At 66.5% G+C, this 13,749-nt stretch carries 12 protein-coding genes; 9 read left to right on the top strand and 3 right to left on the bottom strand.

All coding sequences use genetic code 11. The annotated features are described in order from the left end of the window. Positions 1 to 82 precede the first annotated feature (82 nt). Positions 83 to 583, bottom strand: a complete 501-nt coding sequence (locus VVR85_RS06510) for a gluconokinase (RefSeq protein WP_368520129.1) — start codon at positions 581 to 583, stop codon at positions 83 to 85. Between the two features lie 167 nt (positions 584 to 750). Here VVR85_RS06510 and VVR85_RS06505 point away from each other — a divergent pair, with 167 nt between their 5' ends. The 6 genes from VVR85_RS06505 (at position 751) to rbsD (ending at position 6,615) form a co-directional block, all read left to right on the top strand. Then, entirely contained in the window at positions 751 to 1,761 is a 1,011-nt protein-coding gene (locus tag VVR85_RS06505; RefSeq protein WP_368520128.1) for a LacI family DNA-binding transcriptional regulator, read from the top strand. After that, positions 1,758 to 3,290: a sugar ABC transporter ATP-binding protein gene (locus tag VVR85_RS06500; RefSeq protein ID WP_368520127.1), complete on the top strand. Its 1,533-nt coding sequence runs from the start codon at positions 1,758 to 1,760 to the stop codon at positions 3,288 to 3,290. Before VVR85_RS06505 ends, VVR85_RS06500 begins: the two co-directional genes overlap by 4 nt. A 77-nt stretch (positions 3,291 to 3,367) precedes the next feature. Further along, the gene (locus tag VVR85_RS06495; RefSeq protein WP_368520236.1) at positions 3,368 to 4,282 is read left to right on the top strand and encodes an ABC transporter permease; all 915 of its coding nucleotides are present in this window, start codon (positions 3,368 to 3,370) and stop codon (positions 4,280 to 4,282) included. Positions 4,283 to 4,357: 75 nt separating this feature from the next. After that, positions 4,358 to 5,293 (top strand): D-ribose ABC transporter substrate-binding protein, encoded by a 936-nt coding sequence (locus VVR85_RS06490; RefSeq protein WP_368520126.1) that lies wholly within the window; start codon positions 4,358 to 4,360, stop codon positions 5,291 to 5,293. Further along, positions 5,293 to 6,237: a ribokinase gene (locus VVR85_RS06485; protein ID WP_368520125.1), complete on the top strand. Its 945-nt coding sequence runs from the start codon at positions 5,293 to 5,295 to the stop codon at positions 6,235 to 6,237. The genes VVR85_RS06490 and VVR85_RS06485 overlap by 1 nt, the downstream gene beginning before the upstream one ends. Positions 6,238 to 6,240: 3 nt before the next feature. Beyond that, positions 6,241 to 6,615 carry a D-ribose pyranase gene (rbsD, locus tag VVR85_RS06480; RefSeq protein WP_070769273.1) on the top strand — a complete coding sequence of 125 codons (375 nt, stop codon included), beginning with the start codon at positions 6,241 to 6,243 and terminating at the stop codon, positions 6,613 to 6,615. Here the strand turns inward: rbsD and VVR85_RS06475 are convergent. After that, on the bottom strand, positions 6,612 to 7,412 hold the full coding sequence (locus VVR85_RS06475) for a (S)-acetoin forming diacetyl reductase (RefSeq protein WP_368520124.1): 801 nt from the start codon (positions 7,410 to 7,412) through the stop codon (positions 6,612 to 6,614). The genes rbsD and VVR85_RS06475 overlap by 4 nt on opposite strands. 311 nt (positions 7,413 to 7,723) lie before the next feature. Here VVR85_RS06475 and VVR85_RS06470 point away from each other — a divergent pair, with 311 nt between their 5' ends. From VVR85_RS06470 to VVR85_RS06460, 3 genes are all read left to right on the top strand, one after another. Next, entirely contained in the window at positions 7,724 to 8,116 is a 393-nt protein-coding gene (locus VVR85_RS06470; RefSeq protein WP_368520123.1) for a (deoxy)nucleoside triphosphate pyrophosphohydrolase, read from the top strand. Beyond that, positions 8,113 to 11,241 carry a DUF3427 domain-containing protein gene (locus VVR85_RS06465; protein ID WP_368520122.1) on the top strand — a complete coding sequence of 1,043 codons (3,129 nt, stop codon included), beginning with the start codon at positions 8,113 to 8,115 and terminating at the stop codon, positions 11,239 to 11,241. The genes VVR85_RS06470 and VVR85_RS06465 overlap by 4 nt, the downstream gene beginning before the upstream one ends. A gap of 129 nt (positions 11,242 to 11,370) precedes the next feature. Continuing rightward, complete coding sequence (locus tag VVR85_RS06460; RefSeq protein ID WP_368520121.1) at positions 11,371 to 12,663, top strand: Nramp family divalent metal transporter; 1,293 nt, start codon at positions 11,371 to 11,373, stop codon at positions 12,661 to 12,663. 6 nt (positions 12,664 to 12,669) lie between these two features. Here VVR85_RS06460 and VVR85_RS06455 read toward each other — a convergent pair whose 3' ends face one another. Further along, the gene (locus VVR85_RS06455; protein WP_368520120.1) at positions 12,670 to 13,722 is read right to left on the bottom strand and encodes a thermonuclease family protein; all 1,053 of its coding nucleotides are present in this window, start codon (positions 13,720 to 13,722) and stop codon (positions 12,670 to 12,672) included. Positions 13,723 to 13,749 lie beyond the last annotated feature (27 nt).

Raw genomic sequence — 13,749 nt, 5'->3', positions numbered from 1 at the left:
GGGAGGGGGCCGCGGCTCGGGTGCGGCTTGGCCTTGGGCGCGGCTCGGCTTTAAGAGCGACCAAACGTTAAGAAGCCAGGCGTTAGGCGGCCAGGTACTCCGCCACCTGGCGGGCGATTTCCTCTTCCGGCTGGTCGACGTCGAAGACGGCGCCGGCTTCGTCGGCCTCTAGCGGTTCGAGGGTGTCGAACTGGGACTGCAGCAGCGAGGCCGGCATGAAGTGGCCGGCGCGGTGCTGCATGCGCTCGGCCAGCACGTCGAATTCCCCGGCCACGTGCACGAAAATGACATCGGGGCAGTGCTCGCGCAGGAGGTCGCGGTAGGAGCGCTTGAGCGCGGAGCAGCCGACCATGGTGCCCGCGGGCTGGGCGGCCAGCCAGGTGCCGATGGCGGTGAGCCAGGGCCAGCGGTCGGCATCGTTGAGCGGGGTGCCCGCGGACATCTTGGCGATGTTTTCGGCCGGATGCATGTCGTCGCCGTCGCGGTAGGCGTGGCCGGTCAGCGCCGCGACGTTGTGGCCGACGGTGGTCTTGCCGGAGCCGGAAACACCCATGATGACGACGTGGTAGGAACTCTTTGTCATTCTCCCGAGTTTAGTGGCGCTACCTGCGCGGCCAGCAAAGGGTGAGCAGGGGCACTTGACGGGGCGCGGTGTGAGGCCGTAAATTAAGCCGCAAACCACAATGCAAACGTTTGCAGCAATCGTTTGCACCCCTCCCCCTCCGACTGGGAAGAAGGTCCGCCCCTACCATGCCTGCCCACAGCGCCAACCTGAAAGACGTCGCCTTAGCCGCGGGGGTCTCGGTGTCCACGGCCTCCCGCGCGCTGGCCGGCAAGGACTCCATCTCCGCGGCCACGCGCCAGCGCGTGGAGCGGGCGGCCCAGGCGCTGAACTACCACCCGAATATCCAGGCCCGTGGGCTGCGCACCGCGCGCACCTACACGCTGGGCCTGGTCATCCCGACGCTGCTCAACCCCTATTTCGCCACCATGGCCGACGCGGTCCAGGCCCGCGCGACCGCCAACGGGCTGGCCACCATCATCACCTCCTACTCGGAGGACTCGACCCTCCTGCGCAACGCGGTGACCACGCTGTCGCAGCAGAACGTCGACGGCATGCTGGTCGTCCCCACCGCGGACGCGCTCTCCCTGCTCGGCGCGGTCAAGGCGGCCGGCACGCCGGTGGTCCTCATCGACCGATCGCTTTCCGGATCCGACCTGCCGACGGTGGTCTCCAACCCGGAGCCCGGGATTTCGGCGGCGGTGGAGTTGCTCTACGCGCGCGGGCACCGGCGCATCGGCTACCTGGCCGGCCCGGAGGAGCTGTCCACCGGCGCGGAGCGCCGGGCGGCCTTTAGTGCGGCGGTAGACCGCCTCGGCATCGGCGGCGACAACGTCTACCAGGGCGGCTTCGAGGTCTCGCAGGGCATCGCGGGCACGCACGAGCTGTGGGAGGCCGGGTGCACGGCGGTCATCGCGGGCGATTCCATGATGACCCTCGGCGCGCTGGAGTACTGCCACCGCCAGAAGGTGCGCATCGGTAAGCAGCTGGCGCTGGTGGGCTTCGACGACCTGGACTATATGCGGGTCCAGCCCACGCCGCTGACCGTCATCGACCAGGACGTGACCCAGCTGGGCTACCGCGCCGCCGACACCCTCGTCGCCGCCCTGTCCGGCATGTCCCCGCCGGACGTGACCCTGCCGACCCGGCTTATCACCCGTCAATCGACCGAACACTATCTCCAGGAGGTGCCGCGATGAACCACCCGGTCATCATGCGGCTGGAAGGAATCAACAAATCCTTCGGACCCGTCAACGTCATCCGCGACGTCAGCCTCGACGTGCGCGCGGGCCAGGTGCACGCGCTGCTGGGCGAGAACGGCGCCGGCAAGTCGACGCTCATCAAGATGATGTCGGGCGTCTACCAGCCGGATACCGGCCGCGTCCTCGTCGACGGCGCCGAGGTCCAGCTGCCGAACACCAAGGCGGCGGAGGCGCTGGGAATTGCCACCATCCACCAGGAGCTCAACCTGGTGCCGACGATGTCCGTGGCCGAAAACATCATGCTGGGCCGCACGCCCTCGCGCTTCGGGCTGGTCAACAAGAAGTTCCTGCGCAACGAGGCGGCCGCCGCCCTGCGGCTTATCGGCCTGGACGTCAACCTGGACACGCCGGTCGGCGAGCTGGGCATCGCCCGCCAGCAGCTGGTGGAGATCGCCAAGGCGCTGTCGATGAACGCGCGCCTGCTCATCCTGGACGAGCCCACCGCCGCGCTGACCGGCAAGGAAATCGACCAGCTCTTCGCAGTGGTCGAGGACCTGCGCGCCAAGGGCGTCGGCATGGTCTTTATCTCCCACCACTTAGAGGAGCTGGCCCGGATCGCGGATTCCATCTCCGTGCTGCGCGACGGCAACGTCGTCGCCGAGGTCGGCCCGGACACCCCGGAAGCCGAGCTGGTCCGCCTGATGGTCGGCCGCGACATCGACAACCAGTACCCGCGCGAGGCGGAGGCGGCCGGCGAGGCTCTGCTCAGCGTGCGAAACCTCAGCACGCAGGGCAGCTTCGCAGACGTTAGCTTCGACGTCCACGCCGGCGAGGTCGTCGGCCTGGCCGGGCTGGTCGGCGCCGGCCGCACGGAGATCATCCGGGCCATCGCCGGCGCGGACAAGGTGGATTCCGGCGAGGTCCGCGTGGCCGGGAAGAAGCTCAAGCTGGGCGATATCGCCGCCGCCATCCGCGCCGGCATCGGGCACGTGCCCGAGGACCGCAAGTCCCAGGCGCTCATCCTGGACGCCACCATCGGCGAGAACCTCGGCCTGGCCACGCTGAATAAGACCAGCAAGGCCGGGCTCGCCGACCGGCGCGGCCAGAAGGCCCGCGCCCGCGAGGTGGCCGAGAAGCTGCGCATCCGCATGGCCGACATCGACCAGCCCATCCGGGACCTGTCCGGCGGCAACCAGCAAAAGGCCGTCTTCGGCCGCTGGGTGCTGGCCGGCTCCCGCGTGCTGCTGCTGGACGAGCCCACCCGCGGCGTCGACGTCGGCGCGAAGGTGGAGATCTACCGCATCATCAACGAGGTCACCGCCGCCGGCGGGGCCGTCCTGATGGCCTCCTCCGACCTGCCGGAGGTGCTGGGCATGTCCGACCGGGTGCTGGTGGCCTCCGGCGGCAAGATCGCCGGCGAGCTGCCGCCGACCGCCACCCAGGACGAGGTCATGACCCTCGCCGTATCCAACGTCACCAGCACGATTACCGAAAACCCCCACGACTTTGAGGAGATCGCCTCATGACCACCACCGCTACCGCCGCCAGCGCGCCCGCCGGCGCCCCGTCGGGCCCGAGCCGCTGGCACCGGGTATCCAACTGGATGATGAACAACGGCGCGCTCGTCGGCCTCATCGTCCTGTGCGTGGCGCTGTTCATCGCCACCCCGCACTTTTTGACCGTCAACAACCTTGTCAACATCGGCATCCAGGCCGCCACCGTGGCCATCCTGGCCTTCGGCATGACCTTTGTCATCATCACCGCCGGCATCGACCTGTCGGTGGGCTCCGTCGCCGCCCTGGGCGCAATGGTCTCGGCCTCCTTCTTCGTCAACACCGGCCTGCCGGGCTGGGTCACGCTCATTCTCGGCCTGCTCACCGGCCTGCTGGCCGGCGTCATCTGCGGCATGGCGACGGCCTGGGGCAAGATCCCGTCGTTCATCGCCACCCTGGCCATGATGTCGATCGCCCGCGGCGCCACCCTGGTCATCTCCCAGGGCTCGCCGATGCCGACCGCCGACGCCGTCAACTGGATGGGCTCGACCGTGGCCGGGGTTCCCATCCCGATCGTCATGATGGTCATCGCCGGCCTGGTGTGCTGGTTCATCCTGGAGCGCACCGTGCTAGGGCGTTCCATGTACGCCATCGGCGGCAACCTGGAGGCCGCGCGCCTGTCCGGCCTGCCGGTCCGCCAGATCCAGGTCGCCGTCTTCGGCCTGTCCGGCCTCTTCGCCGCCCTGTCCGGCCTGGTCATGGCCGGCCGGCTGACCTCGGCGCAGCCGCAGGCGGGCGTGGGCTACGAGCTGGACGCGATTGCGGCGGTGGTCATCGGTGGGGCATCGCTAGCCGGCGGCGCCGGCAAGGCCACCGGCACCCTGGTCGGCGCGCTGCTGCTGGCCGTCATCCGCAACGGGCTGAACCTGCTCAACGTCTCCTCCTTCTGGCAGCAGATTGTCATCGGCCTGGTCATCGCCCTGGCCGTGGGCTTCGACGTCATCCGTAACAAGACCGCTAACTAAATACTCTCCCCCTCCCCCCGGCGGCGCGCGGGAATACACCCCGCCGTCGCCGCAGAAGAAGTAAAGGAAAACCTCATGTCTGCATCCCGGACCCTTATCCGCAAGTCCCTGGCCGTGGCCTCCGTCGCCGCGCTGACGCTGTCCGTTGCCGCCTGCAACCGCGGCGAGGCCGCCAGCGAGAACGTCACCCTGGCGCTGTCGACCCAGACCAACCCCTTCTTCGTCGAGCTGCGCGACGGCGCCCAGGAAAAGGCCGACGAGCTGGGCATCAACCTGGACGTCCAGGACGCCTCCGACGACGCGTCCACCCAGACCAACCAGCTGAAGAACGCGGAGACCTCCGGCGCGGGTGTGGTGATTGTCAACCCGACCGACTCCGACGCCGTGGGCTCGGCCGTCCAGTCGCTCAACGCCGCGGACATCCCGGTCGTGGCGGTGGACCGCTCCTCGAATGCCGGTGAGGTCGCCTCCTTTGTGGCCTCCGATAACGTCGCCGGCGGCGAGCAGGCTGCCGACGCGCTGGCTAAGTCCATCGGCGAGGAGGGCGAGATCCTCGTCCTGCAGGGCATCTCCGGCTCCTCGGCCTCCCGCGACCGCGGCGAGGGCTTCGAAAAGGGTCTGAAGAAGTACCCGAAGATCAAGGTCGCGGCCAAGCAGACCGCGAACTTCGACCGCACCGAGGGCCTGAACGTGACCACCAACCTGCTGCAGGCCCACCCGAATGTCAAGGCCGTCTTCGCCGAGAACGACGAGATGGCCCTCGGCGCCATCGAGGCCCTGGGCGCGAAGGCCGGCAAGGAGGTCAAGGTCTTCGGCTTCGACGGCACCGAGGACGGCATCAAGGCCATCGAGGACGGCACCCTGGCAGGCACCATCGCGCAGCTGCCGGACGAGCTCGGCGCCAAGGCCGTGGAGCAGGCCGCTGCTATCCTGAACGGCGAGGACCCGGAAGCCGAAATCCCGGTCGAAGTTGTCACCGTCACCGAGCAGAACGTAGCTGAGTACAAATAATGACTGAACCGACCAGCACCCCGTCCACCGCGTCCGCCCAGCCCGGCCGTCTGGCCGTCGTGGGCTCCATCAACGCCGACCTCATGGTGGGCGTGGACCGTCACCCGCACCCGGGCGAGACCCTCCTGGGCAGCGGCGGCGGCATCCTGGCCGGCGGCAAGGGCGCCAACCAGGCCGTGGCCGCCGCGCTGCAGGGCGCGCACGTGGACTTCGTCGGCGCGGTCGGCGACGACCCCTACTCCGCCCCGGCGATGAGCCACCTGCACAGCAGCGGAGTGAACCTGGAGCACGTCGCGACCCGCTCCTCCACGACGACGGGCCTGGCGGTCATCACGGTCAGCGCGGACGGGGAGAACACCATCGTGGTCATCCCCGGCGCGAACGCCACCGTGGACGGCGGCTACGTCGACGCGCACTCCTCCGCGGTGGCGGCAGCCGACATCGTCCTGCTGCAGGGCGAAATCCCCGCGGAAGGTTTCGCGGCGGCCGCCCGGCACGCCCACCGGCTGGTGGTCAACCTGGCGCCGGTCATTGAGGTCGACCGGGACAGCCTGCTGCGCGCGGACCCGCTGGTGGTCAACGAGCACGAGGCCGACCTGGTCCTGGCCCAGCTGGGCGCGCCGGTAGCCTCGGCGGACCCGCACGATTTGGTCCAGGCGCTGCTGGAGGTCGGCTTTAACAGCGTCGTGCTCACCCTCGGCGCCCAGGGCGCCCTGGTGGGTGATGGTTCCGGCCTGACGGATATCCCCACCCCGCGCATCCACGCGGTGGATACCACCGGCGCCGGCGACGCCTTCACGGGCGCGCTGGTGGCCCGGCTGCTGGCCGGGGCATCGCTTAACGATGCCGCCCGGCACGCCGCCCGCGTCGGCGCTTTTGCTGCCCTTTCTGCTGGCGCCCAGCCGTCCTACCCCGGCTTGGACGCGGAACTACCACAGGTATAAAACATGCGTAAACAAGGAATTTTGAACCCCGAGCTGACCTGGGCGATTAGCCGCCTGGGCCACACCGATACCTTCGCCATCGGCGACTGCGGCCTGCCGCTGCCGGACGGCGTGAAGGTCATCGATTTGAGCCTCGTCTTCGGCGTGCCGAGCTTCGCGGACGTCGCCCGAGCCATCCTCAACGAGGTGGTCGTGGAGGCCGTCGCGATTGCCGACAGCACCCCACGCGAAATCCGCGAGCTACTCCCGAACGTGCCCGTCCGGGAGACCACTCACGAAACACTGAAGAACCGGCTCGCGGAGTGCCGGTTCATCGTGCGCACCGGGGAGACTACCCCGTTTGCTAATGCGATTTTCCGCAGTGGCGTCGCCTTTTAGTGGAAGACCATGCCGCCGTCGACCACTAGGGTCTGGCCGGTGACGTAGTCCGAGTCCTCGCCGGCCAGGAAGGAAATCGCCTTGGCGACGTCCTCAACCTCGGACAGGCGCTTGAGCGTGATGTTCTTGGTGAACTGCTCCCAGCCCCACTCCTCCGGCTGGTTGTTGCTCTTCGCCAGGTCCTGGGCGAGCTTTTCCATCAGCGGGGTGCGGACGATGCCCGGGGCGTAGGCGTTGACGGTGATGCCGTCGTCAGCCAGGTCCTGGGCCGTGGTCTGGGTCAGGCCACGGATGGCGAACTTGGTGGAGGTGTACAGCGGGATACCCGGGTTGCCCTTCACACCGGCCTGGGAGGCGGCGTTGATGATCTTGCCGCCGTGGCCCAGCTCGCGCAGCTTCTTCGCCGCGGCCTGGATGCCCCAGATGACACCCTTGACGTTGATGTCGTAGATGGTGTCGATGTCCTTTTCGGTCACGTCGAGGATATCGATCTGCGGCGCGATGCCGGCGTTGTTGACGATGACGTCGAAGCCGCCGAGCTTCTCCACGGTCTGGTCCACCGCCGCGTAGACCGAGTCCCGGTCCGCCGCGTTGACCTCGATGGCGATGGCACCGGCGGCCTCGCCGCCCAGGTCCTCAGCGACCTTCTGCGCGGTGTCCAGGTTCAGGTCCCCCACCGCGACGCGGAAGCCATCCCGGTGCAGGCGCTTGATAGCCGCCTCACCGATTCCCTGGCCGCCGCCGATCATCAGGGCGACCTTGCCGTTTTCTACGCGTTCCGTAGCTTGAGCAGACATTGGTTTTCTCCTTAAGTCCAGCACGTTGGAATCCAACGTAAACTTCTGAATGTGCTCATCCATTAGCCTACTCCGCACCAGCAAAAACGGCATCAACATTAGCTACGAACAGGTATTTCTCGTGAAATTAACCCGGTGCCCGATTGTTTTTGGGTCTTTTTGATTGAGTTTTGGCGCACATCTTACTGCTAACGTTGCCTCTGTCACTGCGTTCGGAGAACAGGGCGGTCGGGGGTAGCGAAGATCCGCAGCTACCCAGCGGGTTTAGCACTTGTCCATCCGAGTGCCCGGCAGATGTTCATAATGAAAGAATGAGCGTTGTCATACGAGTTGTGGGCGCGGTCTTCCGCGCCGAGGACAAGATCTTGGCGTGCCGCAAAGCCCCCGGCAAGTCGCTTGCCGGCTACTGGGAGTTCCCGGGCGGCAAGATCGAGGCCGGCGAGTCCCCGGAGGAAGCGCTCGCGCGCGAAATCCGCGAGGAGCTGTCCGTCACCGCCGAGGTGGGGTCGCAAGTGACCACCACGACGCACGAGTATGACTTCGCGACCATCGAGCTGACTACGTTCTGGTGCACGATCTCCGCGGACACCCCGCAACTGAGCGATCATGACGAGGCCCGCTGGGTCACCGCGGCCGAGGCCGCCGAGCTGACCTGGGCGCCGGCCGACGTCCCGGCGCTCAAGCTGGTGGTGGACGCCCTGTGAGCCACCACCCCGACGACTCCACGCTGCCCTTCGGCTACTACGAGACTCCCCTCTCCGCCCGGGTGCGGGAGGAGCTGCGCCGGAAAGAGGCCGCCTACCCTACCGCCGGCTTCCAGATTGCCGACGGCGCGAGCGAGGAGGTCTCCCGCCGCTACCAGGCTGCGGTCTCCCAGGGCATCGCCAGCATCCTCGAGCAAAAGCTTCGCGAGCTGACCAAGCCGGCCGACCGCCTGGCATTGGTCAACCGGCTGACCTCGGCTCTGGGCGCCGAGGAGGCCATCGATAGCGAAGAGTTGCTGTATGCCATCTTCGACACCGCGCTCGCCAGCCCGCCCCAGATGCCGGAGATCCCTTTCCATTCGAGCGCCCTTTTTACCAACGCGCCCGAGGAATCGAACCTCTGGACCGAACTCGACCGCGAGATCAAGACCGCCGACGAGGTGCACCTCCTGTGTGCTTTCGTGAAGAACACTGGCGTTTCTGCGCTTACGGAGCAGTTCGAGTACCTCCGCGATAAGGGCATCCCCCTGCGGGTGTTGACCTCTACGTACTGTGGCGCGACCGACGCCCTGGCGGTCAAGACCCTGGTGGAGCGCTACGGCGCGCAGGTGCGCGTGTGCTACGAGCACAAGAGCACTCGCCTGCACGCCAAGGCCTGGTTGTTTAAGCGTAATTCGGGCTTCGATACCGCCTTCATCGGCAGCTCCAACCTCTCCCGGTCCGCGTTGGTAGACGGCTGGGAATGGAACGTGCGCGGTTCTAGCAAGACCACACCGGAGGTCATCGATAAGTTCATCAAGACTTTCGATACGTACTGGCACGACCCCCACTTTGTGGATTTCCAGCCCGAGCGCGACTTCGACAAGCTCGATAGGGCCCTACTCCTGGCCCACGGCGGCGAGCGCAAGAACGAGTCCCTGGAGATCTCCGGCCTGCGGGTCGAGCCCTTGAGCTCTCAGCGGCCGATGCTCGAGGCTTTGGAATCCGAGCGCACCGAACACGACCGGCACCGCAACCTGCTGGTGGCGGCAACGGGTACTGGCAAGACCGTCGTGGCGGCCCTGGACTACCGCAACCTCTGCGAAAAATTCGGCCGCCGGCCGCGCCTGTTGTTCGTGGCGCACCAGAAGAGGCTTCTCCTCCAGGCCCAGCGCACGTACCGGGAGGTGCTCTCCGATGCCACCTTCGGCGAGCTCTTGGTCGATGGCCAGCGGCCCGGCCAGTGGGACTACGTCTTCGCCAGCGTGCAGTCCCTTAAGCCCGCCATCCTTGATCAACTGGCCCCCGATCACTTCGACGTCGTGGTCATTGACGAGTTCCACCACGCCGAGGCGAAGAGCTACCGCCGCATTTTGGACCACTTCGCCCCGCAAGAGCTGTTAGGGCTTACCGCCACGCCGGAGCGCGCGGATGGCGAGAACGTGCAGAAGTTCTTCGATTACCGCGTCGCCTACGAGCTGCGGCTGTGGGACGCCCTGCGCATGCAACGGTTGACGCCCATGCACTACTACGGCATCGCCGACGGCACGGATCTGACCGGGGTGACCTGGAACCGCCGGACCAACGGATACGACATGAACGAGCTCAGCGAGCTCTACGTCAAGGCCGGGCAGAAGCGCACGCGGTTTATCATCCAAGAGATCGAAAAGCGCGTCCTCGACATGTCCGAGCTCAAGGCACTGGGCTTTTGTGTGTCCGTCACCCACGCTCAGTTCATGGCCCAGCAGTTCACCGAGTTCGGAATCCCGGCCAAGGCCATCGACGGCAACACCCCGACGAACCAACGCGAAGCGATTATCCGCCAGCTCCAGGACGGGGACATCAAGGTGATTTTCGCCGTCGACCTTTTCAACGAGGGCGTGGACATCCCCCAGGTCAACACGTTGCTGCTCCTGCGCCCCACGCAGTCCCCAGTAGTCTTCATCCAGCAGCTGGGACGCGGCCTGCGCCTGTCCGAGGGCAAGGACTCCTGCCTGATCCTCGACTTCATCGGGCAGCAGCACCAAAACTTCGACTTCACGGAGCGCTACCAGGCGCTGACTAAGAAGCGCGGGCAGAACCTGGTCAAGGAAGTTGAGAAGGGCTTCTATTCCATGCCGGCCGGCTCCAATATCAGCCTGGACCGGGTGAGCCAGGAGCAGATTCTGCGAAGCATCAAGAAGGCTGCCAGCAGCTCGCTGAAGAAGATCAAGTCCTTGGTCGCGGAGATCCGGACGACCGATTTGTCGCAGTTTTTGGCCGAGTCCGGCATCGATATCAGCGATATTTACAAGACCCGCCCCAACCAGTACTCGTGGACCCGGTTCCTTCGGGAGGCTAACCTCCTGCCAGGCGACGCCGACGAGACCGAGACCTTCTTGCTCAAGCGCCTGCGCACCATGCTGCATATCAACGATCAGGACCGCGCGAACGCCTACCTGCGCTTGCTGGATCCGGACGGCCCCGACCCGGAGAACCTGGAAGGCGACGACCGCGCGTATGCACGCATGCTGGTCTTGTCGTTCTGGGGTGGGCAGTCGACCGTCACGCCGCCCGAGGACTTCGCTGCAGCGCTCCGCCTGCTGCGCAACTACCCCGCCGTGCGCACCGAGCTGGGGCAAATCATGGAATACGCCATCAGCTCCGCCCGCGTCATCCCGCGGCCGACGGGCATCTCGCTACTCAAAAGCCACGCCGAGTATTCGCTGTCCGAGCTCGTCGCCGCCATGGAAGAGCGGCCGCTGCCCAAGATGGTCAGTCTCCCGCGCGAGGGCGTGCGCTACTTCCCGAACCTGAACACGGATCTGTTCCTGGTGACCTTGAAGAAGCGCGAAGATATCAGCGCCTCGACCGATTACCATGACTATCCGGTCTCCCCTGAGCTCATGCGCTGGGAATCCCAGAACAGCACCACGCTAAAGAGCAAGACCGGGCAGCGTTATATTCACCATCAGGAGCTCGGCGGTTCCATCGCCATGGCGACCCGCTACCTCAGCAGCAACGAGGTGGGAACGGCCTCGGCCTATACCTTCCTGGGCAAGGTCGATTACGTCTCCCACCAGGGCGAAAAGCCCATCAAATTCGAGTGGGCCCTGGAGCGGCCCATTCCGGAAAAGCTCTTCGTCGAAGGCCGCACCGTGGCCTAGAACAGCCGGGCAACGCCCGGATCGGAGGAAGGCGACAACTTTCTTCCAAAAATTAACGTGACGCACGGCACATCGGAGTACAGTGACTTCCATCACTGTTCCCTAGTGTCGCCCGTGAAGGAGTGCGTCATGGAAGCTGCCCCTGCTGCCCGTCCGGTTGGTGCGTCCGGTGGCTCGCCGGCTGCTGATGAGGGCCAACAGAAGGTTCGCTGGACCCTGGTGGGGCCCGGCCTGGTGGCGGCGGCCACCGGCGTGGGCGCGGCGGACATGGTGGCCACGATGATTGCGGGCCAGCGCTACGGCTTTGCGCTGCTGTGGGCGGTCATCCTGGGCACGTTCATGAAGATCGTGCTCGTGGAGGGCGTGGGCCGCTACAGCCTGGCCACGGGCAATACCATCTTCCACGGCTGGCGGGAGCTAGGCCCGTGGACGGCTTGGTACTTCGCGCCGTACATCGTGATTTGGGGGCTGGTCTACGGGGCCGCGGCGATGTCGGGCACCGGCCTGGCGCTGTCCGCCCTCTTCCCCGGCACGAGCCTGAACATGTGGGCCATCGGCACCGGGCTGGTCTGTTTCGCGCTGACGTGGCTGGGCCGCTACCAGCTCTTTGAGCGGATCTCCGCGGTGCTGGTGGGCATCATGTTCGTCACCGTCGTGGGCGTCGCCGCGATTACCGCGCCCAACCTGCCCGGGATCATCGCCGGACTGGTCCCCACCGTCCCGGATGGATCGTTCGTCTACGTGCTCTCCATCGCCGGCGGCGTGGGCGGCACTATTACCCTGGCCGCCTACGGCTACTGGCTGCGCGAGAAAAAGTGGTACACCCCGAAGTGGATGAAGGTCATGCGCCTGGACAACTCGGTGGCCTACCTCGTCACCGGCATTTTCGTGCTCGCCATGCTGGTGCTGGGCGCGGAACTGCTCTACAGCGCCAACGTGGCGGTCTCCGACAACGACGAGGGCCTGGTCGACATGGCCGACGTCCTGGAGGCCCGCTACGGGACCGTCCTGTCCAAGGGCTTCATCGTCGGCTTCTTCGCCGCCGCGTTCTCCTCCTGCCTGGGCGTGTGGAACGGGGTGTCCCTGATGTTCGCCGACTACATCGGCCACCTCAAGAAGCTGCCGCAGGACGACCCATCCACCAAGACCGGCGGCAGGTACTACCGCGCCTACCTGGTCTGGCTGACCTTCCCGCCGATGCTACTTCTGCTGCTGGGCAAGCCCACCGGACTCATCATCACCTACGGGGTCCTCGGCGCGCTGTTCATGCCTTTCTTGGGGCTGACCCTCCTGGTACTGCTCAACACGAAGCTCACGCCGAAGCGCTGGCGCAACGGCTGGATTGTCAACACCCTCATGGCGGTCATCTCCGTCGCCTTTGTCTACCTGTGCATCACCCAGGTCGCCGGACTCTTTAGCTAAAGGCCCCTAGCCAATCTGCACCTTGGTCGAGCAATCAATCTTGGCGTACGGACGGCCCTGGTTGTCCACCGAGGTCAGCGCGTAGTTTCCGCCGTAGGCGCGGCAGCCGTTGTAGGTATCCGGCGCGGGTGCGGCGGGGGCTGGTGCGGCGGGAGCTAGTGCGGCCGGGGCATCGTTGGCCGGCGCGGGGTTGGCCGGCGCGGGGTTGGCCGGCGCGGGGTAATCGGCGGTGTTGGGGCGGGCGGACTCGTTGGTTAGGCGGTGGGCTTCTTCCTGGCGTTCTTTGTCGCGCTCGGCCTTCTCGACCGCGTCGGCGCGCTCATCGTGGAGGCGTTCCTCGGCCTCGTCGAGTTCGGCGCGGCGTTCGGCCAGGATGGTGTTGAGGCGATCGACCAGGTAGGTGCCGTAGAAGGCGTTGCGGGCGCCGCCCTCGATGGCGTCCAGATCGGCGCGGCGGGCGGCGGTGCCGGCCAGCAGCTTGTCGATGGCAGCTACCTCGTCGCCGGAACCATAGGTCGTGGTTGGGGACGAGCTCAGCGCGGTGGCAGCTTCGCCACCGTCGGTGGCGAAGCACTCGGGATCCACGTCGAAGATGCCGCGGCGGTCCTGCTGGGCGGCATCGACGGCCGCCTGGACGGGCGGGTAGAACTTCCGCTTCTCACCGACCACCATGGCCGCAGCCAGGCCTTCCTCCGCGATGCGCGCGTTGACCAGCTCATCGTCCAGGAAGACGCCGGCCAGCTCACGGCCGTATTTGTCCTGGTGCTCGACGTCGTATTCCAGGCGCACGGCGGTGCCGGCGGGCAGGAGATCGGCCAGGAAATCGCGGGCTTCCTCCGCCAGGCAGTCGGCGGGGCGGCCGTCGCGGGCGAGCTCCGGGGTGTCGATGTTGAGCAGGCGGACGCGCTTGTCGCCGTCGGCGGTGTGCACGTCGATGGTGTCGCCGTCGATGACGCGGTTGACGGTGGTTTCCTCTTCCCCGCCGCCCAGGATGGCCACCCCGGCGACCGCGGCGAGGGCCACCCCGCCCACACCCAGAAGCGCTTTCCCGAAACCCATTGCGCAGGTCCTTTCTGTAAGTACAAA

It is taken from the genome of Corynebacterium sp. LK2590 (genome assembly GCF_040946105.1).
GTDB lineage: Bacteria > Actinomycetota > Actinomycetes > Mycobacteriales > Mycobacteriaceae > Corynebacterium.
The sequence above is the reverse complement of the archived record's forward strand: the minus strand, read 5'-3'. Positions and strand labels throughout refer to the sequence as shown.

Excerpts from the sequence above, each read along its gene's own strand:
- VVR85_RS06505 (WP_368520128.1), top strand. The coding sequence starts at position 751 with ATGCCTGCCCACAGCGCCAACCTGAAAGACGTCGCCTTAGCCGCGGGG.
- VVR85_RS06475 (WP_368520124.1), bottom strand. The coding sequence starts at position 7,412 with ATGTCTGCTCAAGCTACGGAACGCGTAGAAAACGGCAAGGTCGCCCTG.
- VVR85_RS06500 (WP_368520127.1), top strand. The coding sequence starts at position 1,758 with ATGAACCACCCGGTCATCATGCGGCTGGAAGGAATCAACAAATCCTTC.
- VVR85_RS06485 (WP_368520125.1), top strand. The coding sequence starts at position 5,293 with ATGACTGAACCGACCAGCACCCCGTCCACCGCGTCCGCCCAGCCCGGC.
- VVR85_RS06455 (WP_368520120.1), bottom strand. The coding sequence starts at position 13,722 with ATGGGTTTCGGGAAAGCGCTTCTGGGTGTGGGCGGGGTGGCCCTCGCC.
- VVR85_RS06460 (WP_368520121.1), top strand. The coding sequence starts at position 11,371 with ATGGAAGCTGCCCCTGCTGCCCGTCCGGTTGGTGCGTCCGGTGGCTCG.
- VVR85_RS06470 (WP_368520123.1), top strand. The coding sequence starts at position 7,724 with ATGAGCGTTGTCATACGAGTTGTGGGCGCGGTCTTCCGCGCCGAGGAC.
- VVR85_RS06495 (WP_368520236.1), top strand. The coding sequence starts at position 3,368 with ATGATGAACAACGGCGCGCTCGTCGGCCTCATCGTCCTGTGCGTGGCG.
- rbsD (WP_070769273.1), top strand. The coding sequence starts at position 6,241 with ATGCGTAAACAAGGAATTTTGAACCCCGAGCTGACCTGGGCGATTAGC.
- VVR85_RS06510 (WP_368520129.1), bottom strand. The coding sequence starts at position 583 with ATGACAAAGAGTTCCTACCACGTCGTCATCATGGGTGTTTCCGGCTCC.
- VVR85_RS06490 (WP_368520126.1), top strand. The coding sequence starts at position 4,358 with ATGTCTGCATCCCGGACCCTTATCCGCAAGTCCCTGGCCGTGGCCTCC.